The sequence below is a fragment of the Nocardia sp. NPDC003999 genome (genome assembly GCF_053604885.1).
On the sequence record NZ_JBSGIB010000002.1, the window covers coordinates 475265 to 501467 of the forward strand.

23 protein-coding genes and 3 tRNA genes are annotated in these 26203 nt (G+C 68.1%); 8 read left to right on the forward strand and 18 right to left on the reverse strand.

The features are described from left to right. Window positions 1-6 precede the first annotated feature (6 nt). The 4 genes from ACWESM_RS06010 to ACWESM_RS06025 all read right to left on the reverse strand — a co-directional run bounded on the left by ACWESM_RS06010 (window position 7) and on the right by ACWESM_RS06025 (window position 5380). Window positions 7-645, reverse strand: coding sequence for a LysE family translocator (locus tag ACWESM_RS06010; protein WP_355074981.1), 639 nt, complete (start codon window positions 643-645; stop codon window positions 7-9). Between the two features lie 53 nt (window positions 646-698). Beyond that, entirely contained in the window at window positions 699-1367 is a 669-nt protein-coding gene (locus ACWESM_RS06015) for a DUF3239 domain-containing protein (protein WP_356963695.1), read from the reverse strand. Between the two features lie 41 nt (window positions 1368-1408). Further along, window positions 1409-3067: a DNA repair helicase XPB gene (locus ACWESM_RS06020; protein ID WP_355074985.1), complete on the reverse strand. Its 1659-nt coding sequence runs from the start codon at window positions 3065-3067 to the stop codon at window positions 1409-1411. A gap of 150 nt (window positions 3068-3217) precedes the next feature. Then, on the reverse strand, window positions 3218-5380 hold the full coding sequence (locus ACWESM_RS06025) for an acyltransferase family protein (protein ID WP_452491047.1): 2163 nt from the start codon (window positions 5378-5380) through the stop codon (window positions 3218-3220). A 274-nt stretch (window positions 5381-5654) separates the two neighbouring features. Here ACWESM_RS06025 and ACWESM_RS06030 point away from each other — a divergent pair, with 274 nt between their 5' ends. From ACWESM_RS06030 to ACWESM_RS06045, 4 genes are all read left to right on the forward strand, one after another. Continuing rightward, window positions 5655-5954 carry a hypothetical protein gene (locus ACWESM_RS06030; protein WP_356963694.1) on the forward strand — a complete coding sequence of 100 codons (300 nt, stop codon included), beginning with the start codon at window positions 5655-5657 and terminating at the stop codon, window positions 5952-5954. A gap of 38 nt (window positions 5955-5992) precedes the next feature. After that, entirely contained in the window at window positions 5993-7162 is a 1170-nt protein-coding gene (locus tag ACWESM_RS06035; RefSeq protein WP_452491048.1) for a DUF6973 domain-containing protein, read from the forward strand. Window positions 7163-7165: 3 nt separating this feature from the next. Further along, a complete protein-coding gene (locus ACWESM_RS06040; protein ID WP_397275070.1) occupies window positions 7166-7702 on the forward strand; it encodes a hypothetical protein in 537 nt (178 codons plus the stop codon). An 86-nt stretch (window positions 7703-7788) separates the two neighbouring features. Next, the gene (locus ACWESM_RS06045) at window positions 7789-8433 is read left to right on the forward strand and encodes a LysE family translocator (protein WP_397275072.1); all 645 of its coding nucleotides are present in this window, start codon (window positions 7789-7791) and stop codon (window positions 8431-8433) included. Window positions 8434-8449: 16 nt separating this feature from the next. On the opposite strand, the gene ACWESM_RS06050 is transcribed toward ACWESM_RS06045, so the two are convergent. The 3 genes from ACWESM_RS06050 to ACWESM_RS06060 are packed head-to-tail and all read right to left on the reverse strand — an operon-like array spanning window position 8450 to window position 11177. Continuing rightward, window positions 8450-9010 carry a dihydrofolate reductase family protein gene (locus ACWESM_RS06050; protein WP_452491049.1) on the reverse strand — a complete coding sequence of 187 codons (561 nt, stop codon included), beginning with the start codon at window positions 9008-9010 and terminating at the stop codon, window positions 8450-8452. Window positions 9011-9059: 49 nt separating this feature from the next. Then, window positions 9060-10226, reverse strand: coding sequence for a pyridoxal phosphate-dependent aminotransferase (locus tag ACWESM_RS06055; RefSeq protein ID WP_355074996.1), 1167 nt, complete (start codon window positions 10224-10226; stop codon window positions 9060-9062). 39 nt (window positions 10227-10265) lie between these two features. Next, window positions 10266-11177: a sigma-70 family RNA polymerase sigma factor gene (locus ACWESM_RS06060; protein WP_452491050.1), complete on the reverse strand. Its 912-nt coding sequence runs from the start codon at window positions 11175-11177 to the stop codon at window positions 10266-10268. Between the two features lie 101 nt (window positions 11178-11278). On the opposite strand from ACWESM_RS06060, the gene ACWESM_RS06065 reads away from it, so the two are divergent. Further along, window positions 11279-11890 carry a GNAT family N-acetyltransferase gene (locus ACWESM_RS06065; protein ID WP_364425016.1) on the forward strand — a complete coding sequence of 204 codons (612 nt, stop codon included), beginning with the start codon at window positions 11279-11281 and terminating at the stop codon, window positions 11888-11890. 127 nt (window positions 11891-12017) lie between these two features. Here ACWESM_RS06065 and ACWESM_RS06070 read toward each other — a convergent pair whose 3' ends face one another. The 3 genes from ACWESM_RS06070 to ACWESM_RS06080 all read right to left on the reverse strand — a co-directional run bounded on the left by ACWESM_RS06070 (window position 12018) and on the right by ACWESM_RS06080 (window position 14877). Next, a complete protein-coding gene (locus tag ACWESM_RS06070; RefSeq protein ID WP_356963687.1) occupies window positions 12018-13109 on the reverse strand; it encodes a 3-deoxy-7-phosphoheptulonate synthase in 1092 nt (363 codons plus the stop codon). Window positions 13110-13412: 303 nt separating this feature from the next. Further along, window positions 13413-13883 carry a carboxymuconolactone decarboxylase family protein gene (locus ACWESM_RS06075; RefSeq protein WP_397074154.1) on the reverse strand — a complete coding sequence of 157 codons (471 nt, stop codon included), beginning with the start codon at window positions 13881-13883 and terminating at the stop codon, window positions 13413-13415. 115 nt (window positions 13884-13998) lie between these two features. Next, window positions 13999-14877, reverse strand: a complete 879-nt coding sequence (locus tag ACWESM_RS06080; RefSeq protein WP_397275081.1) for an oxidoreductase — start codon at window positions 14875-14877, stop codon at window positions 13999-14001. Window positions 14878-15074: 197 nt separating this feature from the next. Between ACWESM_RS06080 and ACWESM_RS06085 the strand changes: the two genes are divergently transcribed. Continuing rightward, complete coding sequence (locus ACWESM_RS06085) at window positions 15075-16691, forward strand: (2,3-dihydroxybenzoyl)adenylate synthase (RefSeq protein WP_452491051.1); 1617 nt, start codon at window positions 15075-15077, stop codon at window positions 16689-16691. A 41-nt stretch (window positions 16692-16732) separates the two neighbouring features. Here the strand turns inward: ACWESM_RS06085 and nbtS are convergent, their stop codons facing one another. Beyond that, the gene (nbtS, locus tag ACWESM_RS06090) at window positions 16733-18043 is read right to left on the reverse strand and encodes a nocobactin biosynthesis salicylate synthase NbtS (RefSeq protein ID WP_452491052.1); all 1311 of its coding nucleotides are present in this window, start codon (window positions 18041-18043) and stop codon (window positions 16733-16735) included. Between the two features lie 267 nt (window positions 18044-18310). Here nbtS and ACWESM_RS06095 point away from each other — a divergent pair, with 267 nt between their 5' ends. Both ACWESM_RS06095 and ACWESM_RS06100 read left to right on the forward strand, forming a co-directional pair. Next, window positions 18311-20779 (forward strand): glycerol-3-phosphate 1-O-acyltransferase, encoded by a 2469-nt coding sequence (locus ACWESM_RS06095; protein WP_356963683.1) that lies wholly within the window; start codon window positions 18311-18313, stop codon window positions 20777-20779. Next, window positions 20776-22185: an HAD-IB family hydrolase gene (locus ACWESM_RS06100; protein WP_364425026.1), complete on the forward strand. Its 1410-nt coding sequence runs from the start codon at window positions 20776-20778 to the stop codon at window positions 22183-22185. The genes ACWESM_RS06095 and ACWESM_RS06100 overlap by 4 nt, the downstream gene beginning before the upstream one ends. Before the next feature lie 275 nt (window positions 22186-22460). Here ACWESM_RS06100 and ACWESM_RS06105 read toward each other — a convergent pair whose 3' ends face one another. From ACWESM_RS06105 to ACWESM_RS06135, 7 genes are all read right to left on the reverse strand, one after another. After that, the gene (locus ACWESM_RS06105; RefSeq protein ID WP_228827674.1) at window positions 22461-23180 is read right to left on the reverse strand and encodes a polyprenol monophosphomannose synthase; all 720 of its coding nucleotides are present in this window, start codon (window positions 23178-23180) and stop codon (window positions 22461-22463) included. A gap of 195 nt (window positions 23181-23375) precedes the next feature. Beyond that, window positions 23376-23558, reverse strand: a complete 183-nt coding sequence (locus ACWESM_RS06110) for a hypothetical protein (RefSeq protein WP_355075016.1) — start codon at window positions 23556-23558, stop codon at window positions 23376-23378. 73 nt (window positions 23559-23631) lie between these two features. Beyond that, the gene (locus ACWESM_RS06115; RefSeq protein WP_452491053.1) at window positions 23632-24312 is read right to left on the reverse strand and encodes a GAP family protein; all 681 of its coding nucleotides are present in this window, start codon (window positions 24310-24312) and stop codon (window positions 23632-23634) included. Between the two features lie 268 nt (window positions 24313-24580). After that, window positions 24581-24654 (reverse strand) — tRNA-Phe (locus ACWESM_RS06120). A 58-nt stretch (window positions 24655-24712) separates the two neighbouring features. Further along, window positions 24713-24786, reverse strand: a tRNA-Asp gene (locus ACWESM_RS06125). A 29-nt stretch (window positions 24787-24815) separates the two neighbouring features. After that, window positions 24816-24888 (reverse strand) — tRNA-Glu (locus tag ACWESM_RS06130). A 94-nt stretch (window positions 24889-24982) separates the two neighbouring features. Further along, a complete protein-coding gene (locus tag ACWESM_RS06135) occupies window positions 24983-25648 on the reverse strand; it encodes a TetR family transcriptional regulator (protein ID WP_355077042.1) in 666 nt (221 codons plus the stop codon). Between the last annotated feature and the right edge of the window lie 555 nt (window positions 25649-26203).

A 26203-nucleotide genomic window follows, 5' to 3' on the forward strand; every position in this document is an offset into this window, starting at 1 on the left:
GCGGCTTCAGTCGCCGCTTCCGGTCAGCGCCACCGACGCGCCGACACCGAAGATCATCACCCCGCCCGCGCCGCCGATCGCCTCCAGCCTGCGCGGCGACTTGGCGAACCAGGACCTCGCCGAGGCGGCCAGCAGTGCCCACGCGCTGTCGGAGACCAGCGCGATGGCCAGGAAGACCGTGCCGAGCAGCAGGAACTGCCACGACAGCGACCCTGAGGCCGGGTCGGCGAAGTGCGGCAGCACCGCGGAGAAGAAGACGATCGCCTTGGGATTGGTGAGCCCGACGACAGCGCTCTGCCGCAGCACGCGCGTGTTCGGGGCCGGTTCGACCGCGGCGCCCAGCGCCTCGCGCAACGCCGAACGCTGACGGATCGCTTGGATGCCGAGATACATCAGATACAGCGCACCCGCGAACTTGACCACGGTGAGCGCCAACGCCGACGCGGTCAGTAAAGCGCCGAGCCCGATCGCGACCAGGACCAGTGCCGCGTAGACGCCCATGGCGTGCCCGAGCACCGACAGCAGGGCCGCGCGCCGGCCGAGCGTGAGCGCGCGACCGACCGTGAAGAGTACGCCGGGACCGGGCACGACGATGATGACGACCGCGGCGGCGACGAATGCCAGCAGATTGGACGCTGGAACCATCCTTCGAGTCTAGGCGACAGCGCAACCGATAAACCCCGCGGACACAGCCGGATTCAGGAGCCGAGTTCGCCCGGTAGCTGGTGCGGATCGAGCAGCAGACGTTTCGTGGTGGTGCGCCGCACCTTCTCCGCGAGCGCGAGATTGTCGGTGAGCAGCCGCCACTCGGTCTCGCTGATCGCGGCGCGGGCGCGGGCGATGACCGCGTCGTCGGTCGTGCCCCAAGCGATCGGCATGGCGCTCACCGACTGCCAGCGCTGACCCACCTGGCGCGGCGCGCGGTCGGTCCGCACCGCGACGGACGGCACGCGCTCCCCGGCCCTGGCCTGGTGACCGGGCAGGTCGCGGACCTTCCTGGTCACCAAGGCGTAGCGCGGATCGCGCGTATCCGGCGCGGACACATCGACCAAAGCGAGCAGCACGACACCCGACGGGCGCGCCTCCGAAACCACCGCGGGTACCAGCTCACCGTCCGCGTAGAGCTTGTCGATGCTGGAATGCCACGGTGTCCACAAGGCCACCCACAGCGCCGTCACCGTGCCGAGCGCGAAGGCGACCGCGAGCAGATACGCCCACGGATGGTCCAGCCAGATCAGCAACGCCGTGCCCGCCGCCGCGACCACCGTGGCGGCGATCGCCAGCAGGCGCAGGCGGCGAAGGTCGGCGAAGACTTCGTTCACCGCGTGGGCGTGCTTGCGGTCCACCGCGAATTCGAAGTGTCGCACGCCCTTATTCCTAGCACAGTTTGTGGAGGGGATTCCTCCGCTTATCCGATGGCGGGTCCGAGCAAGTCGTCGGCATCCGTGATGCGGTAGGCGTACCCCTGTTCGGCGAGAAAACGCTGGCGATGCGCGGCGTATTCGGCGTCCAGGGTGTCGCGCGCGACGACCGAGTAGAAATGTGCCTGTCCGCCATCGTGTTTCGGACGCAACAGCCGCCCGAGACGTTGCGCCTCCTCCTGTCGCGAGCCGAAGGTACCCGAAACCTGGACGGCCACGGACGCTTCCGGCAGATCGATGGAGAAGTTCGCCACTTTGCTCACCACGAGCACCGGAATCTCGCCGCGCCGGAACGCGTCGAAGAGTTCCTCCCGCTCCTTGGTCTTCGTCGACCCCTGGATCACGGGTGCGTCGAGCGCGACCCCGAGTTCGTCCAGTTGGTCCAGGTACGCGCCGATGACCAGGCTCGGCGCATCCTGGTGCTGAGCCAGGATCGACTCGACCACGGCGATCTTGGTGTGTGCGGTGGAGCACAGCTTGTAGCGCTCCTCCGGCTCGGCGGTCGCGTAGGCCATCCGCTCGGCGTCGGTCAGCGTGACCCTGACCTCGATGCAGTCGGCCGGCGCGATCCAGCCCTGGGCCTCGATGTCCTTCCACGGCGCGTCGTAGCGCTTCGGGCCGATCAGCGAGAACACGTCGCCCTCGCGGCCGTCCTCGCGCACCAGGGTGGCCGTCAGGCCGAGCCTGCGGCGGGACTGGAGATCCGCGGTCATCCGGAAGACCGGCGCGGGCAGCAGGTGCACCTCGTCGTAGATGACCAGCCCCCAGTCGCGGCTGTCGAACAGTTCCAGGTGCTTGTACTCGCCCTTGGTGCGCCGAGTGATCACTTGGTAGGTGGCGATGGTGACCGGGCGGATCTCCTTGCGCTCCCCGGAGTACTCGCCGATCTCGTCCTCGGTGAGCGAGGTGCGGGCGAGCAGTTCACGCCGCCACTGCCTGCCCGCCACCGTGTTGGTGACCAGGATCAGCGTGGTGGCCTTCGCCTTGGCCATCGCGGCGGCGCCGACCATCGTCTTGCCCGCGCCGCAGGGCAGCACCACCACCCCGGAGCCGCCCGCCCAGAACGAGTCGGCGGCCATCTGCTGGTAATCGCGCAGATGCCAGCCGTCGGTCGCGTAGTCGAGGTCGATCGGGTGCGCCTCGCCGTCGACGTAACCCGCGAGGTCCTCGGCGGGCCAGCCGATCTTCAGCAGCGTCTGCTTGATCCGGCCGCGCTCGGACGGGTGCACCACCACCGTGTCGTCATCGATGCGCGCGCCGAGCATGGGCGCGATCTTCTTGTGCCTGAGCACCTCCTCCAGCACCGCGCGATCCAGGCTGACCAGCGTCAACCCGTGGGCTGGATGCTTCACCAGCTGCAACCTGCCGTAGCGCGCCATGGTGTCCACCACGTCGACCAGCAACGGCTGCGGCACCGCGTACCGGGAGAAGCTGACCAGCGCGTCCACCACCTGTTCGGCGTCGTGCCCGGCCGCGCGCGCGTTCCACAGCGCCAGCGGCGTCACCCGATAGGTGTGCACGTGCTCGGGCGCCCGCTCCAGCTCGGCGAACGGCGCGATCGCCTGCCGCGCGGCATCGGCCAACTCGTGGTCGACCTCCAGCAGCAGCGTTTTGTCACTCTGCACGATCAGCGGACCGTCGTTCACAGTCCCTCCTCAGCTAGATTCCCCGCCATTCTCCCCGACCCCTCCGACAACCCGCAGGTTACCGGCCCTTCCCGCAGGGCGCGGGTGCGGCAGCGACCGGATGCAACGCCGGAAGAGCGCGATGTCTTCCCGCGGACCGCACCGGGACGCTCAGCCGCGCGCGAGCGCCCGTTCGGTGAGCGCGCCGACGACCGGGGCGAGCGTCGTGGCGTAACCGCTCGTCAGGTGATTGTCGTCACGGTAGACGAGGGTGTTCCCGACGATGACGGGACAGCGGGCGGTGGTGCAGAACAGCGCGGTCAGATCAGCGTACTGGCCGCCGCCCGCCGTAGCGGCCGCGCGCTCGGCGGCGATGCCCGCCTCGTCGACCGCCACCGCTCGGGCGGGGGCGCATGCGGAGGCGTCGTCGATGTGCTCGGCCACGCACGCCGGCACGGTGGCGTGTGGATCGGGGATGCCGCCGAGCACGAGGACGGCCGCGCCCGACTCGCGCAGCTGGGCGACCAGGCGACGCACGCCGTCGATCCACGCCGGGTCGTAGGTCACGAAGCCGAAGTCGCCGCCGTAGCGGCGGGACATGCCGACCACGATCAGCCGGGGCCGTTCGTGCCGTAACCGGGTCATGATCTGCCCGCGCCACTGTTCGCATTCGGTATACGTCCGCCCCAGGTAGGGGCTGGTGATGGGCAGATCGAGCAGCGGGCAGGTGACCTTCGCCATGGTCTCCAGCCGCCAATGGTGCGCTACCGACATGTTCTCGAACGCCGGTTGCCACATCGCCGCGTGGGAATCGCCGACCAACGCGACCGTGGTGGACGAGGCGGGATCGCCGGAGGCGCACTCCCCTTGGCCCACGTCAGTCCAGGAACGGAAGCAACCGTTGTCGAACACCTCCGCTCGGTCGCCGCGCGCGTTCGACAGTGCTGGCGTGAGATTCGACGGGACGTCGCGGACCTCCGCCGAGGCGGCGACCGCCGCTTGGGTCTGCGCGGTCAGCTGCTCGATCGCGGCATCGTAGGGGTCGGCGGTGGGAGTGGCCGGTGCGGCCGGTGTCGTCAGTGTGAGACTCCGCGCCGCCGTGCCGTGTCCGACCGGAGGGGGTACGAGCACGAGTAGCGCGGCCGCCACACCGATGGCCAGCGCGGTGCTCACACCACCGCAGGCGAGGCTGAGCCGGCCCGAACCGCGCAGGCGGGCCGCGAAGCGGACCGGGTTCTCGATCAACCGCTGAGTGAGCACGGCGAGCCCACCGGCCATGGCGACCGCGCCGAGTGCGCCGACCAGCCCGAGCGGGCGGCCGAGCGCATGCGGGGCCAGCACCAACACCGGCCAGTGCCAGAGATACCAGGAGTAGGACAGCCTGCCGACGGCCTGCATCTCGGGTACCGCCAGGACGCGACCGACGCCGAATCGCGGTGCGACACAGCCGCTCCCGATGACCAGAACCGCGCCGAGCACGGGCAGCAGCGCCGCGATGCCCGGATACGGGGTCTTCTCGTCGAGCCGAACGCAGGCCACGACGATCAAACCGGCTCCCGCCCACCCCGCGCAGGTGGCCACCGACTTCGGCAACCGGGACCAGAGCGCGGCCGACAGCGCCACCATGCCGCCCGCGGCCAACTCCCAGGCCCGAGTGGGCAGCGCGAAAAACGCCCACGGTGGCATGGTGCGGGTCCAGGTCAGCGCGACCGCGAAAGAGAGCGCGGCGACGACGACGAGAACGATCAGGTACGGCAGCGCGGTCGCCGAACCGCTGCGGCGCCGTCGCACGAGCCGAGCCGTCGTGATCACCAGCGCGGGCCAGATCAGGTAGAACTGCTCCTCCACACCGAGCGACCAGAAGTGCTGAAACGGTGAAGGCGGCGCGTCCGCGGCAAGGTAGTCGGTGCCCTGCAGGGCGAAGCGATAGTTCCCGGCGTACAGCGCGCTCGCGATCCCGTCGCCGAGCGCTTGGCGGCCCTGCAACGGCGGCAGCAGCACGGCCGCGCCGATCGCCGTGGCGACCAGCACGACCCCTGCGGCGGGCAGCAGCCTGCGCGCCCGCGCGCCATAGAACCGGACGAGCCCGACAGTGCCGTCGGCCGCCGATTCCCGATACAGCATTCCCGTGATGAGAAAACCGGAAATCACGAAAAATACGTCCACACCGGCAAATCCCCCACCGATTCCCGGCACACCGGCATGAAAAAGCACTACGGCCAGTACCGCGACCGCCCGCATTCCTTCGATGTCCCCCCGAAATGCCGCCCCCGGCGACACTCCGTCGATCAGCTCCGCCCGCCGATTTCCCAACCCGCTGACCGTGGCCGCCATGCGCAGCATTGTCATCGGTCCGGCCGGACAAGTCCCGCCGACTCGCCGCCGGGCATGCGCCTCGGTCGGGTGTCCGCGCGCTGCGCCTATTCCATCCAACTCATTGCACGCCACACCGGCACAATCCCGAGCTTGCGGTAAGACAACACTTTTCGATCCGATCGTCCGATTTGTCGACGCCTACATGAACAGACGACACCAGGTCTCCCGGCGCTGCCACGATGCCCTCCTGCGGCCGGTACGCTTGTCCGGAATACGACCTCGAGGGGGCACGGTGAGCGAGCTCGAACTTGATCCGGTCCAGACGCGAGAGATGGCGGGGGCAGTACGTGGCCACGCCGACGCGATACGGCAGTCGGTGCCCCTGGCGAGGGATGTCGTCGCTGTCGAAACCATGCGCGACTCCCAGGTAGCAGACGCCGTGGATCAGATCGCGACGGCGCTCGACCGAGTGGTGAGCTACCACGCGCAGCGATTGATCGGATTCGCGGACGTCACGGACGCTGCGGTGGTGGAGTTCGTCAGTCGGGATCAGGCCTGGGCTACCGCGCTCCGGGAGGCGGGCCAGCGATGAGCGGCGGAAGCTACACGACGCCGCTTACGGTATCGACAGTGCTGTCCTGGGATCCACGTGCCACGGTCACCGTTGCCAACGCGTTCAAAGACGCCGCGCTGCGGATCGAGGAGCAGACGCACCAGGCGGCATCCCGGATCGACATGTCGTACACCTACTTCAAGGGATCGGTCGCTGATTCCGCCCGCGACAGAGCGGCTCAGGACCGGGACCATGCCCGGCGAACGAAGCAGGTTCTCATCGATATCCAGCAGCAGGTCTACCTTCAGATCGATGCGATCGTCGGCTACATCGACGTGATCAAAGACAAGAAGGCCGAAGCCGAGTCCGCCAAGTTCGATTTCTTCGTCAGAGACGACGGTGGCGTGGACTCCAGGATGTCCAATAGCGAGGTCCTGATGAAATTCGGGGCATCGGGCCTCGTGGAGAAGGAGGGGCTCGAATTCTTCCTGACCACACAGATCCGTGCAGCGCTGACTGCGATCCAGCAAACCGACCTGGAGGGCGCGGAGAAAATCAAGCGACTACTAGAGGATCTCTCACCGGAGACCCGGCGCGGAGTCACCGCTATGCCTGAGGACCCGAGCCTGGTCGAGGTCCTTACCAAATTCCAGACCGCACCGTCGAGTGCTCCCGCCACGCTGTGGCCCTCCGGTTTGGTCCTCGATCGCATCCGTGCCGTCCGCCCGGACTTCCAACCCATCCTGATGACGCCCGAAGAGATAGCGCTGCTCTCATCACGAGTCGCCCGGCCGGGAACCACTGGGATAGGTGAAATCAGGGATTTCTTCGAGATAAAAGCGCAGGCTGAGGACGCTGCCGAGAAGACCTACACCAACCCGGACCAGAACGCGCTCAACGACGGCCACGGCGACGCATTCCGGCACATGTACTGGAATGCGCTCATGACACAGCGCTACGGCGCGGAGTGGACCGAAAACTATGGTGCCGCGCATGAAGGCCTCGGCGCGAACCCTCCCACGCGAGAAGCGATGGATCTACACAACAACGCGATCGGCAGGCAGATCGCCATCGACAATCCGAATGCCGCACCGGAGGAACTACAGCGATTGGTATATCAACGAATCAAGGAGGGTGGCGCGATCGTGCTCGACCCGAGCGGCCAGGTCGCATGGAGCAACCAGGTCGAAGTGGGCAAGAACGGGCACCCGGCGCGTGCTGACATCCCGCTTCCGGCAGGTCGGTGATCCATGGGTCATCTGCTCCGGATCACGGCTGTAATTCTGGGCCTGCTGGCCGGTGCGGCATGCTCCACGTCGGAGGACCGCGGTGCGACCGCTTCGCAGTGCTCGGCCAACTTCGATCTGGAGTCGCGCGCCGAGCCGCTGGGTTCCGCGACCGAATTGCGGCGCTCCATCAGAGAGCGGGCTGCGCAGCCGGGAACCTATTCGCTGCGGGCGCTGACCGAAGCCGCAGGGTGGGATGATCAGTGGGATCGCGTCGTCATAGCGTCTTCCGGGCTTCCAGCAGAGAAGCTGAACTCGGCAGCGAATCTTCCCGGATACTGCTGGTCCAACCTCCCGGACTCCGGGTTCGACCGGCCCATCGATAATTTCTACGTCTTCATCACGGGCTCTACTCCCACACAGGTAATTCGCGCCGCACAGGGCTCCGAGCTCTTCCGAGGCGTGCGTAGCGGTGAGGTACTCGGACCGGAGTCCCGCTTCCAGTCGGTTCAGCCGCCGGCCCAGCTGCAGAAGCCGTATCTGGAATTGACGCAGGGCTGATCGGAAGCACGGTACGCGTCGCCTCACGTCCAGCAGGTGTCGAGTGGACCGCGACAAGGAGCGGTGGGGCGGGCGAGGATCGGGGCATGATCGAGATGGCGGCGGTGGCCGGGGTCGCGGTGGCGGCGTTGGGGATGGTGCTCACGCCGGGGCCGAACATGATGTACCTGGTGTCGCGGACGGTGTCGCAGGGGCGACGGGCCGGGTTGGTGTCGTTGGCGGGGGTAGCGGCGGGGTTCGGGGTGTATCTGGCGGCCGCGACGGCGGGGATCACGGCGGTGTTCGCGGTGGTCCCCGGCCTGTACCTGGCGGTGAAGCTGGCCGGAGCCGCGTACTTGGGTTGGCTGGCCTGGCAGGCGCTGCGACCGGGCGGCGGCTCGGTCTTCGCGCCCGCGGCGCTGTCCGCGGACCCCATCCGGCGGTTGTTCACGATGGGGCTGGTCACCAACCTGCTGAATCCGAAGATCGCGATCATGTACATGGCGCTGATCCCGCAGTTCGTCACGCCGGAGCACGGGAAAGTGTGGTTGCAGAGCCTGTGCCTGGGCACGGTGCAGATCGCGGTGGCGCTCACCGTGAACGGCTTGATCGTCCTCGGGGCGGGCGGTCTGGCGACATTCCTCGCCGCCCGGCCCCTGTGGCTGCGCACCCAGCGATACCTCACCGGCACCATGCTCGGCGCCATCGCCGCCTTGCTCGCCACCGACCGCGCCCGCCCCATCCCGGCCTGAACCGAACGGCCTCGACTCAGCGCTGATCGGCCGGATTCGCCAACCGGTAGCGCAGTTCCACGAACTGACCGGCCTGCTGCACCGCGGTGAGCCGCATCCGGCTGGAAAGGATGCGTCGCGGCAGCAGCGGGGCGCCCGCGCCCAACGTCACCGGAGCGACGCTCACCATGACGTCGTCGAGCAGGCCGGCGTCGGCGAATTGCCCGGCCAGGTCCCCGCCTCCGACGATCCAGATATCGCGGGCGCCGGCCGCCGCGGCCATCTCCCGGTGCACCGACTCGACCGACCCTGCGACGAACCGCAGATTCGCGTCCGGTATCGCGGGAAGATCCCGGTGGGTGAAGACCCAGCACGGGAGGTCGCCGTAGTACTTACTCCAGTTCTCCGGTGGTTCGTTCGCCACGACCCATTCGTAGGTGGTCGCGCCCATGCACATGGCGCCTACCTGCGCGAGGAAGCCCGCGATGCCCGCCTGCGCCTCGTCCGCTCCATCTACCTCGAAAAGCCAGGTGAGCGAGTTCTCCGTGTCGGCGAGATATCCGTCGAGACTGGTTGCCGTGTAGTACTGGGTTGCCATGCCGTGCACGTTGCCAGCGAAACATGACAGTTCACGTCATGGTTCGGGATCAACCGTGACGCAACCGGCGGACCCCTTCGTCGAGCGTTTCGTCGCGCTTGCAGAAGGTGAACCGGACCAGATGACTCCAGGCGGCCGTGTCGTCGGCGAACGCGCTGACCGGCACCGCCGCCACGCCGAGCCGCTTGGGCAACTCACGGCAGAAGGTCAGGCCGTCGGCGGCGCCGAGCGGCGTGATATCGGCGACGACGAAGTAACCGCCCGCGCTCGGGTATACCCGCAGACCGGTATCGGCGAGCGCCGCGGAGAGGCGAAGCCGTTTCTCCGACAAGGAGTCCCGCAGCTTGCCGACCCATTCCAACTCGTGGTTGATCGCGTGTGCGACGGCGGGTTGGAACGGCCCGCCCGCCACGAAGGTCAGGAACTGTTTGGCGGCGAGCACCCCATCGATCAGGTCGGCGGGCCCACACGCCCACCCGGTCTTCCACCCGGTGACGCTGAAGGTCTTCGCCGCGCTGGAAACCACGACCGTCCGCTCGGCCATGCCAGGCAAGGTGGCCAGGCTGATGTGCTCGGCGCCGTCGTAGACCAGGTGCTCGTAGACCTCGTCGGTGAGCACCAGAATGTCATGCTCGCAGGCGATCTCGGCGATGGCGAGCAGGTCCGCGCGTCCGAGGACCGTGCCGGTCGGATTATGGGGCGAGTTGACGATGAGCATCCGGGTGGCCGGGGTGATGGCCGCGCGCAGACTGTCCAAGTCCAGGACGAACCGATCTCCGTCGGCCACGAGACGCGCCGTGCGCCGTCGGGCGCCGGCCAGTGCCACGGCCGCGGCGTACGAGTCGTAGTACGGCTCGATCAGCACTACCTCCTCGCCCGGCTCGACCAAGCCGAGCACCGCCGCGCTGATCGCCTCGGTCGCACCCACGGTCACCAGCACTTGTGAATCGGGATCGTAGGAGGTTCCGTAGCGCCGGGCCCGGTCGTCGGCGACGGCTCGGCGCAGCACCGGCATACCGCGTCCCGGCGGGTACTGGTTGAGTCCGTCGGCGATGGCGCGGCGCGCCGCTTCCAGCATGCTCGCGGGCCCGTCGGTGTCCGGGAACCCCTGGCCCAGGTTGACCGCGTCGTGCCGAACGGCGAGTTCGGTCATCTCGGCGAAGATAGTGGACGCGAAAGGGCGCAGACGGGCAACGGTCGGATGTCGCGAGGGCATATCCGGAGACTAGTCCAGCGGTCCACCGCACAACCGGGCTCAACCCAGTCGGACGCCACCCAGCTTGGCCGGATTCGCCACGTCGTAGGCGCCCCAGACCAATCCGTCCCGAACCGTGAAGCCGACGACTCGCGCGGGATAACCGCCCCTGCCCTCGGTCTCCGGACGCGCCGCGACGCTGATACCCAATTGCCCGTTCACCGAGACGAACGCGTACACCTGCGAGGCGTCCTCGAGGCCGTACTTGCGCACCAGGCCCAGATAGAAACGGGCGATGCGATCCGCGCCGTGCAGGACGTTGATCGCGGTGGCGGTGGTGCCGTTGGCATCGCCGATCATCATCGCGTCCGGATGCAGCGCCGCGGCGACGGCGGCCACGTCACCCGTGCTCAGCGCGACGAGGAAACGCTGCACGGCGGCCTCGTGCTCGGCGTCGGGCACCGGTTGCGGCGTCTGCACCACCGCCTTGCGGGCACGCACCGCCAGCTGCCGCGCCGCGTCGGCGGAGATGCCGAGGATGTCGGCGATCTCGTCGAACGGCACCGACAACCCGTCGTGCAGCACGAAGGCCACCCGCTGCGGCGGCGTCAGGGTGTCCAGCACGATCAGCGCGGCGAACCGGCACTCCTGCTTGCGCACCACGGCTTCCAACGGGTCGGGAGCGCTCGACGGTGTGCGAGCGGTGACCACGGGTTCCGGCAGCCACTGGCCCACATAACTCTCCCGCCGCGCCGCGGCGCTCCGCAGACGATCCAGGCAGATCCGGCTCACCACGGTGGTCAGCCAAGCTCGCAGATCATCGATCTCGGACTGGTGCGCGCCCGCCAAGCGCAACCAGCTCTCCTGCACCGCGTCCTCGGCATCGCCGACGCTGCCCGTCAGTCGATAGGCGACCGAGAGCAGATGCGCTCGATGTGACTCGAACAGGTCGGAAAGCAGCGCGGCAACCATCGACGGGAAGTCTACGGTCCGATTCGCATCATCCCGGCATCGGCGGCCTGCGCCGGACAAACCGGATGATCCACCGGCCGCTTCCGTGACAGCATGGCGCGATGGAACACCGCGTGCTGTCGAACGGAACGATCTGGCTGTCGGCTCCGACGGCGGACGATGTCGACGCCATCACCGAGTGCTGCCAGGACCCGGCCATCGCGGAGTGGGTGACCATCCCGGTGCCGTACGTCCGGGACAGCGCCGTGACCTTCCTCGAGGAGATGGTCGTTCCAGGGTGGGCGGCGCGCAGCCCGACCTGGGCGATCCGGCCACGTGCGGGCGCACCGGTCGTCGGCATGATCGGCTTGGGCGAACAGGACGAGAGCGCGGCCGAGATCGGTTTCTGGCTCGCTCCGGCGCAACGGTCGCGCGGCCTGATGACACAGGCGGTCGAGCTGGTGTGCGAATTCGGGTTCCACGCCGACGGACTGGCGCTGGAGCGGATCTCCTGGCGCGCGTTCGTGGGCAACTACGCCTCGGCGGCGGTGGTCCGGCGCGCCGGGTTCCGGTACGAAGGCATGTCGAGGCTCGGCAGCATCCAACGCGGACGACGCCGCGATCACTGGCTCGCCGCCCGGCTGCGCACCGATCCGCCCGGACCGTCGGACGACTGGCCCGCCCAGTTCATCTCCGCCCGGACGCCGAGCACGCAAGGGCCGGGGGTGCCGTAGCCGAAGCGGGCCCGGCGTTCGGGCCGGCCCAGCTGACTTGCGCGTCGGCGGCTTCCCGGCTCGTGCGCGAGCGGACGAAACTCGCGCTTCGTCCACTCGGGCACGAGCCGCGCCGAAAACGCGCTGGTCAGCGCTCGCGGCGCTGCCGCACCGCGTCCGCGAGGCGGTCCAGCTGCACGGCGGTGGTCTCCCAGTCCAAGCAGGCGTCGGTGATCGACTGGCCGTAGGTGAGCTCATCGGCGTGGCCGAGAGTGAGGTCCTGGCGGCCCGCGATCAGGAAGCTCTCCAGCATCACGCCCACCACGCTCGACTCGCCCGCCGCCAGCCGCCGTGCGATGTCGGTGACCACGTCGGCCTGCTTGTTGTGGTCCTTGTTGCTGTTGCCGTGGCTGGCGTCCACCACGATCCGCTGCGGTAGCGACGCCTTCTCCAGCCGCAGGCACGCCTCGGCGACCGAAGCCGCGTCGTAGTTCGGCCCGGCGCTGCCGCCGCGCAGGATCACATGGCAGTCCGGATTGCCGGTGGTGCGGATGAGCGCGGAGCGGCCGTCGAGGTCGGTACCGGGGAACACATGGCTGGCCGCCGCGGCGCGCACGCCGTCCACCGCCACCTGGACGTCGCCGTCGGTGCCGTTCTTGATGCCGACCGGCATCGACAGCGCGCTGCTGAGCTGGCGGTGCACCTGACTGGCCGCGGTGCGCGCGCCGATCGCGCCGTAGGACACCAGATCCGCGATGTACTGCGGCGTGATCGGGTCCAGGAACTCACAGGCCACCGGAAGACCGAGAGCGGTGATGTCGACCAGCAGCTTGCGGCCGAAGCCCAAACCGGTGTTCACGTCGAACGATCCGTCCAAGTGCGGGTCGTTGATCAGGCCCTTCCAGCCCAAGCTGGTGCGCGGCTTCTCGAAGTAGACCCGCATCACCACGTGCAGTCGATCGTCCAGCTCCGCGGCCTTGGCCGCCAGACGGCGCGCGTAATCCAGTGCGGCGGCGGGGTCGTGCACGGAGCACGGGCCGACGATCACCATCAAGCGATCATCCGCGCTGTTCAGCACGTCGACGGTGGCTTTGCGTCCCGCACGGACGGTGTCGGCGAGGGCATCGGTGATCGGGTGCACCCGACGCACCTCCGCGGGCGAGCGCAGCGGGCTCACGTTGAGGGTGCGTTGATCGTCCAGATCCGAATGCCGTGCGTCGACGTCGGCTGCGGTTGTCATGTCGTGGGTTCCTTTTCTCGGGGCCGACCCACGGATGAGAATCCCGTCGAGCCGGTCCATCGTCCGGCTCGGGGTGGAAGTTCGTCAGCGCACGCGGTTGCCGCAGACCAGCCCACCCAGGGCCGGCTTGCTAAACCAGAAATACACGCGCTGCACGTCAGGCACAGTACCAGCCCACATCCGATCGGTGAACTGTGTTATCTGCCACGGTGTGTTTCGACGGGGAGGCGGACCTACAAGCGCCGTTCGCGGCCCACGTGACAAGGGGCCCCGAACGGCGCGGGCGATGCCGGACGGTCCGGCTCATCCCCACTGCCCGGGCACGTAATCACCGGCCGGGGTGCGGGCGATGACGTTCATCCGGTTCCAGGCGTTGATCATCGCGATGGCGGCGATGAGGGCGGCGATCTGGTCGTCGTCGTAGTGCTTGCGCACCTCCTGCCACACCGCGTCGCTGACCACGCGTCCGTCGCCGATCCGGGTGGCCTCCTCGGTCAGCGCCAGCGCGGCGCGCTCGGCCTCGGTGAAGACGGTGGCCTCGCGCCAGGCGGCGATCAGGTTGAGCCGCACGGAGGTTTCGCCCGCGTGCGCGGCGTCCTTGGTGTGCATGTCGGTGCAGTAACCGCAGCCGTTGATCTGGCTGGCGCGAATCTTCACCAACTCGTAGGTCGCGGCGTCCAGGGTGGAATCGTCGATCACCTTGGAGGCCATGGTGAGCCGCTTGATGAAGCTGGCGCCGACCGGGTTGGCGAAGAGTTCGAAGCGCTGTTCCATGATGTCCGTCCTTTGTCGTTCCCTGTGGGTTCACAAGGAGGACGACGCGGAAAGACGGAGTGTGACAACGGCTTATGAGACGTAGGTCACACCGCGTCCGCGGGAAGAGCTGCGGTCATTTCGTGAAGTCGTAGGTGACCCCGGTCAGTTTCTCGGACAACTCCCACAAGTCGGCGGCGACCTTCTCGTCCCTGGACGCTTTCGACGACCCGGACGGCCCCGGGTACCCGCGCATGCCACCCAGGCCGGTCGGTCCGTAGTAGCCGCCCGGCTGGACGTCGGTGGTCGCGGCGAACAGCGTCGGCAGCGCGCCCATCGCGGCGCTCTGCGCGAGCAACCGGTTGCCGACCCACATCACCCGGTCGAGGAAAGACTCGGTGTGCGACTGCAATTCGGTGGAGGCATAGCCGGGATGCGCGGCGACCGAGAGTTTCGTGGAGCCCGCCGCCGTCAACCTGCGCTGCAGCTCGCGAGCGAACATCAGGTTGGCCAGCTTGGCCTGCCCGTAGGCGGCCCACCGCTGATACTTGCGCCGCTCCCAGTTGAGATCGTCCAAGTCGATCTTGCCGACCTGGTGCGCACCGCTGGAGACGGTGACGATCCGGTCGGAGATCTTGTCCAGCAGGAGGCCGGTGAGCGCGAAGTGACCGAGATGGTTTGTGCCGACCTGTTTCTCGAATCCGTCGGCGGTGCGGCCTTCGGGCACAGCCATCACGCCCGCGTTGTTGATGAGCACATCGACCCCGTCGACGCTCTGGGCGAACGCGCGGACCGAATCGAGATCAGCCAGATCGAGTTCGCGAACCTGCGCCCGGTCGCCGAGTCCGGCGGCCACCCGCTCGCCTTTGGCCACGTTCCGGCAGGCGAGCACCACCTCGCCGCCCGCCGCGGCCAGCGCGCGCGCCGTCTCGGCCCCCAGGCCACTGTTGGCCCCTGTCACGATGAACTTCCGGCCGCTCTGGCTGGGGATGTTCGAGGTGTCCCACCTGGTCATGCCGGAAAGTCTAGTGCGCGGCGGCACCCGGCGGCAGGTTCGAACACGCCCGGGCGACCGCATTCACCCGTCGCCGGAAGCGTCACGGCGACGGTGCCGCCACCGGCCGGAGTCGGTGATCGGGACGGCACAAACCCACGTGAAGTAGGGTTGCCTAACCTATATAAGGGAACCTTTGCTTGATTTGTGAGGCAGACGTGACTTCCACACCGACCGGGTCCGCGCATCGCGACGGCTACGTACCTTTCCCCGCCGACGCGGCCGCGCAGTACCGAGCCGCGGGCTTCTGGGCCGGGCGCCCGCTCGGCGATCTGCTGCGCGCGAGCGCACACCGGTATCCTCAGCGCCCCGCGCTCCTCGATGCGGAGGGCTCGCACAGTTACGCCGACATCGACACCGCCGCGGACCGGATGGCCCACGGGCTGCTCGCGCTCGGCATCGCTCCCGGCGACCGCGTAGTCGTCCAGCTACCTAATGTGCCCGAGTTCATGACCGTGTTGTTCGGCCTGCTGCGCGCCGGAATCATCCCCGTCTTGAGCCTGCCCGCGCATCGTCGAGCCGAAATCGAGCATCTGGCGCGGCTTTCCGACGCGGTCGGTTACATCGTCGCCGACCGGGCAGGCGATTTCGACTACCGCGAACTGGCCTCGACCGTGCGGGACGCGGTGCCGTCACTGCGCCACGTCCTGGTGCTCGGCGAGCCGGGGCCGTTCACCGACCTCACCTCGGTACCGCGCGACGGCGGCGAACTGCCCGAGATCGATCCGGGCGATATCGCCCTGATGCTGGTCTCCGGCGGAACCACCGGCCTGCCGAAGCTCATCGCACGCACGCACGACGACTATGTCTACAACGCCACCACGAGCGCCGAGGTGTGCGCGTTGACCGAGCAGGACGTCTATCTCGCGACACTGCCCGCCGCGCACAACTTTCCGCTGGCCTGCCCCGGCATCTTCGGCACCGTCGGGGTGGGCGGCGCGGTCGCCTTCGTCGGCGACCCCAGTCCGGAAAGCGCGTTCGCCGCGATCGAGCGGCACCGGGTCACGGTGACCGCCGTCGTGCCGCCGCTGGCCCAACTCTGGTGCGCGGCCACCGAATGGGAAGAGGCCGACCTGAGTTCGCTGCGCCTGCTCCAGGTGGGGGGCGCACGACTGGCCGAGGTCAACGCCAAAGAAGTGACCCCGGCGCTCGGCGCGACCCTGCAACAGGTGTTCGGCATGGCCGAGGGCCTGATCAACTACACCCGGCTGGACGATCCGGCCGAACTGCTGCACACCACCCAGGGTCGTCCGCTCTCACCCGCCGACGAGATCCGCGTGGTGGACGGCGACGGCAACGATGTGGCGCCCGGCGCGGAGGGCGAGTTGCTGACCAGGGGGCCGTACACGATCCGCGGCTACTACCGAGCGGCCGAGCACAACGCACGCGCGTTCACACCGGACGGCTTCTATCGCAGCGGAGACCTGGTCCGCCGCCTGCCCAGCGGGCATCTGGTGGTGTCCGGCCGGATCAAGGACGTGATCAATCGCGGCGGCGAGAACGTGTCCTGCGACGAGCTCGAGGAACATCTGCTCGCCCATCCCGCGGTCCGGCATGCCGCCGCCGTCGGGCTGCCCGACGCGGTGCTGGGCGAAAAGGTCTGCGCCGTCTTGGTCGTCGATGGTGAGATGCCCACGCTGGCCGAGATCAAGTCCTTCCTCACCGCGCGCGGGCTGGCCACCTACAAACTGCCGGACGTGCTGCGCCGCAGCGCCAGACTGCCGATCACCGCGGTCGGCAAGATCGACAAGAAGGCGCTGCGCGCCGAGTCCTAGATCGACGGGCAGCGCACCACCGGCGCGCTGCCCGTACCGCTTTACGCCTTGACGACGTAAGGCGCTATGCTGCCGAGCTTCTCGCAGGTCTCCTCGAACTCACGCTCCGGCCGGGACTGACCGACGATGCCCGCGCCCGCGCGCAACCAGGCTCCCTCCGCGTTCTGGTACACCGCGCGCAGCACCAGGGTCGCCTCCAGCGCACCGGTCGGCGCAACGGTCACCACCGCGCCGGAGTACAGCCCGCGCGGGTCGTGATCGAGCCGGAACACCGAGTCGACGCCCTCCCGCTTGGGGATTCCCGAGGCGGTCACCGACGGGAACAGCACCTCGAGCGCGTCCCAGCTGGACCGGTGCGCGGCCAGCCGCCCGCGCACTGTGGACGCCAGATGCTGCACGCTGCCACGCTCACGCACGGCCATGAAGTCCGACACCGCGGGGGTGCCGGGATCGGCGACCGCCGTGATCTCCGCGAACGAGGTCTGCACCGAAATGGCATGTTCCACGATCTCTTTCGGATCGGTGACCAGTTCGGCCCTGGCGGCGAGATCGGCCGCGGCGCCGCGGCCGAACGCGCGGGTGCCCGCCAGCGGCTCGGTGGTCACCACCCGATCGTCGTCCACCGACGCGACCAGTTCCGGACTGAAGCCCGCCGCTTCCAGGCCGCCGAGCCGCAGCAGGAACGACCGTGCCGGAGTGTTGTGCGCGCGCCCGAGCCGATAGGTCGCCGGAACATCCACGGCGAACGGCAGATCGACTTTCCTGGACAGGATGACCTTCTGATAACGCCCGGCCCGGATCTCGCCGACCGCCTCGGCCACCCGGTCCCGGTAGCCGGTGGGGTCGATGCGGATGTCGGCCGGATGCGCCTGCGGCAGTTCGGTGTTCTGCGACCGCGCGATCAGCTCGTGAATGTCCGCGATCTCCGACGGCGTCGCACCCGATACCCGGACGCCGAATTCGCCTACCCTGACCTCGATGCGGGGAACCATCAGGTGCGCCAATGCGGTGCGCGGGTCGAGGTGCTCCGTGGCGTCGAGCGCCCAAGCGCAGAACTCGAATCCGATCCAGCCGTAGGCATTCCGCCCGTCGAGGGGCAGCGCGCCGAGCGCGCGGTCGATCACCGCCGCCGGATTGCCTTCCCACCGGCTGGTCGTGGCCGCCCCTTGCCAGGTGACGCGCAACTCTCGCACATCCAGTTCGACACTGCCGAGCGGATCGGCGGCGAACACCCATTCCCCCGGACGCTCGTACATCACGTACTCGCCGAACCGATCCGCCCCCGCCAGCCGGGACATCGCTGCCGCCGGATCGGTTACATACTCAACCCGCAGGCGTTCCGTGGTCGACAACGATCCTCCAAAGGTAACCCTGGCCTAACTTGTGGAGGTAAGGTTAGCATTACCTCCTTCAACGCGCCGGTGTGCTCGCGGCCACAACGCGGACCCGAGATATCGCTTCGAGCTGGATGGTTCGCGCCTGCCGAGTTCTTTCGTCCGGGCGTGCGCCGTTCGCGTCGTCGGCGCCCGCGCACGAACTCGCCGCGCCGACTGCCTGCGCGGAACAGACCCGCCGAGATTGAATAGGGGGAAGCGTCACCTGCGGAGGGAAGAACATCGATGATCGATCACCGCGGCGATTCACCCGCGACAGTCCGGCCCGGGACCACACCGCGATCGGTGGTGGCCCTGATCGACGCCGCCTCCGGGGTGGAACGCGAACTCGTCGGCAAGTGGCTCGCCGACGGCGGGATCAGCGCCGAGTTCGGTACCGACGCCCCGGTCACCCAGCTGGATCTGGACGCGGGCGCCGTCGCCGCACGGCTGGTCGGCAGGCGCGACGATCCACTGGTGGTGCCGATCCGCGTGCTGTGGCTGCCGCCGGAACGTGACGGCGTACGCCGCGTCACCTTCGCCGATCTCGCCCTGCTGACCAACCCGCGCAAGCCCAACCGGCTGGCACAGCGCAAGCTGGTGTCCAAGTCACCGGACCGGCACGTCGTGCTGACCGGCGCTCCGGCCCGGCTCAGCGAGTTGCGCGTCAACAATCCGGAGGCTTCGGCGCTCTACGACAAGGGCACCGCCGAACCGTTCGCCCGCGCCGTCGTGCGCGCGGCGGTGGTGGCGCTGGAACGCGCCGAGCGCACCATCATCGGCGACCGGTACAAGGTGCCCAAGCTGGTCGCGGAGGAGATACTCGACTCACCCGACTTCCTGCGCAGGCTGGAACTCATCGCCGATCAGATCGGGGCGAGCCCGCACGAGGTGTACCGGCGCGCGGAGAAAGCGCTCAACGAACTCGTCGCCGCCCAGAGCAGGCTGGTTTCCGACCTGTTCACCCAGGCCATGCGCCCGGTGCACGCTTCGACCTGGAATGTGGACTTCGACGAGTCCGGCCTGACCGGCTTGCGCGACCTGAACCGCCGCTTTCCGCTGGTGTTCCTGCCTTCGCACCGCTCGTACGTCGACGCGTTCGTACTGGGAGACGTGCTGGCCCGCAACGACTTCCCACCGAACCACGTGATCGGCGGCGCGAACCTCAGCTTCTGGCCGATGGGCCCGATCGCCCGGCGCACCGGAACGGTGTTCATCCGGCGCAGTTTCGGCGACGACGAGGTCTACAAGGCCGTCGTCGAGGAGTACTTCGCCTACCTGCTGGCCAAGCGCTTCAACCTGGAGTGGTACTTCGAGGGCGGCCGCACCCGCACCGGCAAGCTGCGGCCCCCGCGCTACGGCTTGCTGAACTACCTCGCCGCGGCGGTCCGTTCCAACCGCATCGACGACGTCATGCTGGTTCCGGTCTCGATCACCTACGAGCGGCTCAACGAGCTCGGCGCCATCGCCACCGAGCAGGAGGGCGGCAAGAAGAAACCGGAGGGCCTGACCTGGCTGGCGCGCTACATCCGCAGCCAGCAGCACTCCGCCGGGCACGTGTACGTCCGCTTCGGGGAGCCGCTGTCGGCCCGCGATCGTCTTGCCGCACATGGCGACCCGCTCACCGCGCCGCCGCTGACCATCCCCCTGCACCATACCGAGCCGATTCCGGCGCCGCGCACGGAAGCCGGGGTCGTCGACAGCGAGCCGCCGGAAATCGCCGAACTGGAACGAAAGGCCGTGCAGCGGTTGGCATTCGAAGTCGCGGTCGGCATCAACGCGGTCACCCCGATCACCGTCAGCGCGCTGGTCACCCTGGCTCTGCTTGGCGTGGACGGGCGCGCCCTCACCCTCGGCGAGGTGCGCACGGTGCTCAACCCGGTGCTCGGCTATATCGACAAGCGTGAGCTGCCGGGCGGCGAACTCGACGCGCTGCGCGACGCACAGGGCCTGGCCGTCGTGCTGGAACAGCTTTCGCTGGCCAAGGTGGTCACGGTGTATCGCGGCGGGGTCGAGCCGGTGTACTCGATCGAGCCCGGCGCGCATCTCGAGGCCGCCTTCTACCGCAACAGCGCCGTGCACTGGTTCGTCAACCGCGCCATCCTCGAGCTGTCCATCCTGGCCGGGGTCGACAACGGTGACGCCGACGCCCTGAAGACAGGGTGGGACGAGGCATTCCGGCTGCGCGACCTCTTGAAGTTCGAGTTCTTCTTCCCCGATCGCGGCGAGTTCGCCGATCAGATGGTCGCGGAAATGCTGCTGGTCGATCCGGACTGGTACAGCCATACCCGCAGCGACACCCTCAGCTCGGACATCCTGGCGAAGCTCACCGCCTCCGGGTTCACCATGGCCCACCGCGTGCTGCGCTCGTTCGTCGACGCGCAGTTGGTGGTGGCCGAACGGCTGGCCGCCCGGGATGCGGGCGACGAGATCGACCGCAAGGAGTTCATCACCGAATGCGTGGCGGTCGGCAAGCAGATGATGCTGCAGCAGCGGTTGCACAGCCCGGAGTCGGTCTCGACCGAGCTGTTCACCAGCGCGCTGAAGCTCGCCGACAACTACGGCCTGCTGGAGACGGTGTCCGACGACGAGCCGGAGGAGCGCCGCGCCGAGTTGGTCGGGCGAAGGAACGAATTCGCCGAGCGCCTGCGCACCATCGGCGCCCGCATCGCGCAGGCCGCCACGCTGGATCCATCCAATCGGGAGGCGCGGTGACCGACGCGCGCGCCGACCTCGACGCCGCGCTCGCCGCCATCCGCTCCGGTCCGCAAGGCAGCGCGGTCGCCGCGATCTTCGATTTCGGCGGTACGGTCATCGACGCCCCGAAATCGCGTCGGCTGCGCCGCAAGCCCGCCGATGTGCTGCTCGGCGGCCTCCGCGATCACATGACCGACGGCGAATACAGCCGGTTCCTGCGCGAGTTGTCCGAGGCGCTGGCCGGACGCTCCGAACAGGAGCTGGACGACGTGGGCAGACGCCTGTTCCAGCGCACCGTCTACGGGTACCTGTATCCCGAAGCTTGGGAACTGATCCGCACCCACCGAGCAGCCGGTCACACCATCGTGCTGGTCAGCTCACTGACCCGATTCCAGGTGGCGCCGGCGGCGGCACAATTGGGCATCGAGCACGTGCTGTACACGCCGATGGCCACCAGCGGCGGTGTGCTCACCGGCTATCCCGATGGGAAGACGCTGTGGCACAACGGCAAAGCCGAGGCTGTGGCTACCTTCGCCGCCGCGCACCGAGTGGATCTCGAGCACAGCTACGCCTACGCCGACTCGATCGCCGACCTGCCCATGCTGTCGCTGGTAGGGCATCCGGTGGCGGTGAACGCCGACGACGCGCTCAGCGGCGCCGCCGACCGGCAGCACTGGGCCACGTTGGCATTCCGGCCGCGCCGCGCGCCGCGTGCGAGCGATTACGTACGCACCGCCGCGGGATTCGCCGGGCTGCTCGGGGGCGCGCTGTTCGGCGTCGCGTCGAAAGCGCCCACCCAGGACCGGCAGCGGATGGCCGACGCGCTGATGGCGCACGCGGCGCGCAACACGCTGCGCATCGCGGGCGTGCGCGTGCGGGTCACCGGCGGCGAACACGCGAGATCGCCGCGGCCCGCGGTCTTCCTGTTCAACCATCAGAGCCAGTTCGACATCATCATCGTGCCCGAAGTGCTCGGCGGCGGGGTGACCGCGATCGGCAAGAAGGAACTGACCAAGAATCCGGTCTTCGGGCCGCTCATGCGCTTCGTCGGCGTGACGTTCATCGACCGGGCGAATACCGCTCAGGCCAAGGCGGCGCTGCGGCCGGTGGTGGAGACCCTGCGCGGTGGCTTGTCGGTCGCGGTGGCTCCGGAAGGCACCCGTTCCTACACCCCCGAAGTCGGGCCGTTCAAGAAGGGCGCATTCCACATCGCCATGCAGGCGGGCGTGCCGGTGATCCCGGTCGTCATCCGGAACGCGGGCGAGATCTGCTGGCGCAACGCGATGGTCGCCCGGCCGGGAACAGTCGACGTGGCGATACTCGACCCCATCGACGTCAGCGCATGGGAGCCGGGTGATTTGGACGACAACGTGGCGCGGGTCCGCCAACTGTTCGTAGACACGCTACTGAATTGGCCGCACTGATCGGCACGGCGTCGCGCCACGACGGCCGCCGGTCGTGTTGTCGCCCCGCTTCGGCCGCGATGCTGTCCCTAGCTGCGGACCGACGTGCTGTGAGCGGCGCGGGTGATCGGTGCGACGCAGCCTGCGGCGGCTATCACGCCGGACATCGACCTGGTCTGCGCGTCTCCCCTCGCCCGTGCGGTCGGTGCTCGTGACCGGGCTGGAGGCGATGCACAGCCGCTCGGTCAGCCGTTGACCGCCTGAGCCGCCGACGAACGGGACCCGTTGGCCGTAACTCAGACCGCGCGGCCGAACAGCAGCTTCCACGGCATGAGCGCCGACTCGAGCTGCACCTTCAGGCTCATCTTGGACGCGCCGAGCGTCCGCTCCTCGAATCGGATGGGGACCTCGGCGATCGCGATCCCCTTCTTGATGGTCCGGTAGTTCATCTCGACCTGGAACGAATACCCGTTGCTGCGGATGGAGGCCACGTCGATGGCGCGCAGGGTGTCGGCCTTCCACGCCTTGAAGCCCGCGGTGGCGTCCTTGACGCCCAAGCGCAGGATGAGGTTCACGTAGAAATTGGCCCAGGCCGAGAGCGCCTTGCGGTACCACTTCCATTCCGCGGCGGTCGAGCCGCCGGGAACGTAACGCGAACCCAGCACGACGCCGGCGTCCGTGCCGGAGAGCTTCTCCAGCATGGCCGGGATGACTTCGGCGGGGTGCGACAGGTCGGCGTCCATCTGGATCACGACGTCCGCGCCCTCGTCCAGCGCCCGAGTGATGCCCGCGACGTACGCCCGGCCGAGTCCGTCCTTCTCGGTCCGGTGCAGCACACCGACCACGTTCGGCAGTTCGGCGGCGAGCTTGTCGGCCACCTCGCCGGTGCCGTCCGGCGAGCTGTCGTCCACCACGAGTACGTGCAGGTCGGGCACCGGCAGCGCGGTCAGCCGCTCCACCGCAACCGGCAGATTTTCCCGCTCGTTGTAGGTCGGCACAACAACGGTAACCCTCAAGGGTCGCCCTCCCTGCTGATCCTGGTTTCCGCTCGCAGCCCACGCCAGGACCTCCGAGCATTCGTCGAGTTCTGGAGAACCGTACTCGATACACCTGATCGCGACCTGAGCGGCCGCACCCGGTGTGACGCGGTCCGAGCCCTCGACCTGCTGCCCAAGATCAACTTCACCGCCCGGGGGAAGACCCTGGGCGCGTCACTCCCCGTCCCGCCAGGCCCGATCCCGGGCATCTTCCCGCTCGTTGCGCGCGTGCGCGATCTCCAGCGCGCGCTCGGCCGTCGCTTTGTCCGGGTACGGCCCCATCCGGTCGCGGAACCAGCACTGCCGCCCTTGCTCGGCCCGATTGTGCTTCAAGCAGTAATACCAGCGCTCAGCCATACCTCCAGCATCCCACCGAACACCACCGCTCAATCGCTTTTCCGTTCGCCATCCGTTGCCCGGACTCGGCAATTCACGGCCAGAGGCTTCGGTAATGGATGAGCGCGTGGCACAGGACGACCACACCGAAGATCGCGAAGAGTACGCGCACCGAAGCAGGTCCGTACGAGCTGATAATGCGAACGATTTTCCGATACATCCGCCGCGCGCCGGTCGTACGCCGCATCGCGAGGCCGAGTATCACCAGCGGCGGCAGCAATGCCAACGCGCAATACGCGACCACGATCAGCGGCCACAACGTCGGGAGCGGATTCCGTGCGGAGATCATCGCGAGTCCGGCCAGATAGGGAACCGCGGTCGGCGCCTGTGCGATGCCGATCGCCACGCCGAGGCCGGCGAGCACCCACGGTTGCCGTCGTAGCGCGCTCGCCCGTTCCGGGGTCGCCGTACCGGCCATTCGAATACACGCGAGAGCGATCAGCACCACCCCCGCGAGGAGTTCTCCCCAATACCGCACCGTCGGCGTGATCTCGAAGTCGAACAGATCGGTCAGAAAACCGATCCCCAGGATCGTGCAGATGCCGAAGGCGGTGGTGACGGCGAAGACGCCCGCCAGCAAGCTCAAACCGCTCACCAGCGGCGAGCGACGGCTCAATCTGCTGTCGTAGACCACCGCCGTGGTGACGCCGATCAGTAGCAGGTCGAGCGAGTCGAGGAAGGCGAACCCAGCGAGCGCGAGGAGAAGGATCCACATGGCCGCGCCAGCCTACCCGCGCCCTACAAGCAACCGCGTAGTCCCGAACCCCGATGCGCGACCGCTCGATTCGCCAGATCTAATCGAGCGGTCAGCGAGCAGAGAGCAACGCCACACCGGACGACGATCAGCCGTCCGCCCGCGCGGACGAAGGAAACCACCAAGCGAGAAAGTCGGGCGACGCAGACCCGTAGAACGGGAATTGAGCACATAACGAAACGAGCCCGGCTCACGCTCTCCGTGAACAGGGCTCGCCAACAAGTGAAGGTGGCCAGGGCCGGGATCGAACCGGCGACCTTCCGCTTTTCAGGCGGACGCTCGTACCAACTGAGCTACCTGGCCGCAGGCACCCGAAGTGAATGCCATACGCGAAACGCCGGATATCTCCGGCGCTTGCTTGCGACCCTGACGGGACTCGAACCCGCGACCTCCGCCGTGACAGGGCGGCGCGCTAACCAACTGCGCCACAGGGCCATGCTCTGCTACCAACGATCCATGGATCGTACCCCCTACGGGATTCGAACCCGCGCTACCGCCTTGAAAGGGCGGCGTCCTAGGCCGCTAGACGAAGGGGGCTCGTCCCGGATTTCTCCGGACCGGCTTTCAACGGCTGTCCGTTGGGAGCTGGGATAGCTTATGACAGACCGGACTCGAATCCCAAACCGGCTGGTCAGAGGCTCAAACCGAGCTCTTCCAAGCGCGCGTGGGCACGCCACCCGTCGCTGCGGAACTTCTCCAGCCATTCCGGGGTGGCCATCGCCTCCATCACGACCTCGAGCGCCTCCTCGAACCGCGCCCGCAGATCGACCTGCCCGCCGAGCAGATCCACCATGTACCGCTGACCGGCCAGCGCCGCGGCGAGCGTGCGGGTGAACCGGTCGGGATCGGCGTCCGCGCGCAGCTGCCCGTGGTCGATGGCGCGGACGGTGAGCACCCTGGTGGTGCGGCCCAGGATGCGGCCGCCACCGGCCTGCACGTCCCGATAGAAGTCCGGTTCGATGATCAGGCGGTACTCGGCCTGCACGATGATGTCGTGCTCGAGTCGCAGCGCGATCTCGTCGACCACCCCGTGCAGGATGTCCAGCGGGCTGAGATCGGTTCGCGCCAGCCAGCGCTCGGCGGAGGCGCGGTAGCGTTCCACCGCGGTCTCCAGCACCGCGCGTGCCAGGTCTTCCTTCGAATCGAAATGGAAGTACATGGCGCCCTTGGTGGCACGCGATCCTTCCAATATGCGGTTGAGCGATGCAGCGGCATAGCCGCTCTTCCCGAACTCAACGGCGGCGGACCTGATAATCGCCGCCCGTGTCCGGCGCGCCCGCTCTTGCTGCCGTGCCATGCTCGAAACGCCTCCGAAGCCTTACTCGCCGCCAATCAGCCACCCCCGAAGGAACGGACCCTCGGCGCGAATTCATGAGTTTTATCAATACGTGGAACCCGGTTTTCGACCGATTGCAGACTTTCGGTACGAAAACGCCCTAAAAACCTGAAACACACCAGCTGGTATAGTTTGCCTGCCCGGGTGCGCCGCAGGGGGTGCGCATCCGGGCATTTCTTCGTTTCGAACGTGCCTCCTCCTGCGGCATCGAGTTCCGTCGAGCCCTGGCCGGCCGGGCCGACCGCGGCACCTTCGGACACAGCAACGACAATCCGAATTCCGTGACGCCGACCGAGTCGACGATTCTTTCGGAATTCACCAAGGCGTCACCGTACCCGGAATCCCGATCCGACACGCGGCAAACCGAGGAGTCAGGTAGCCATCCGATTCGGTTTTCTGTTACGGCAAATGTTCGGCAACCTGGACCGCCTATCCGAGTGGTGCGCGAATTCGCCAGCGGTTCAAGGTTCTTCACGCGCGCCGACCGACAACCCGGACGACCGGCCGCCGCCCACG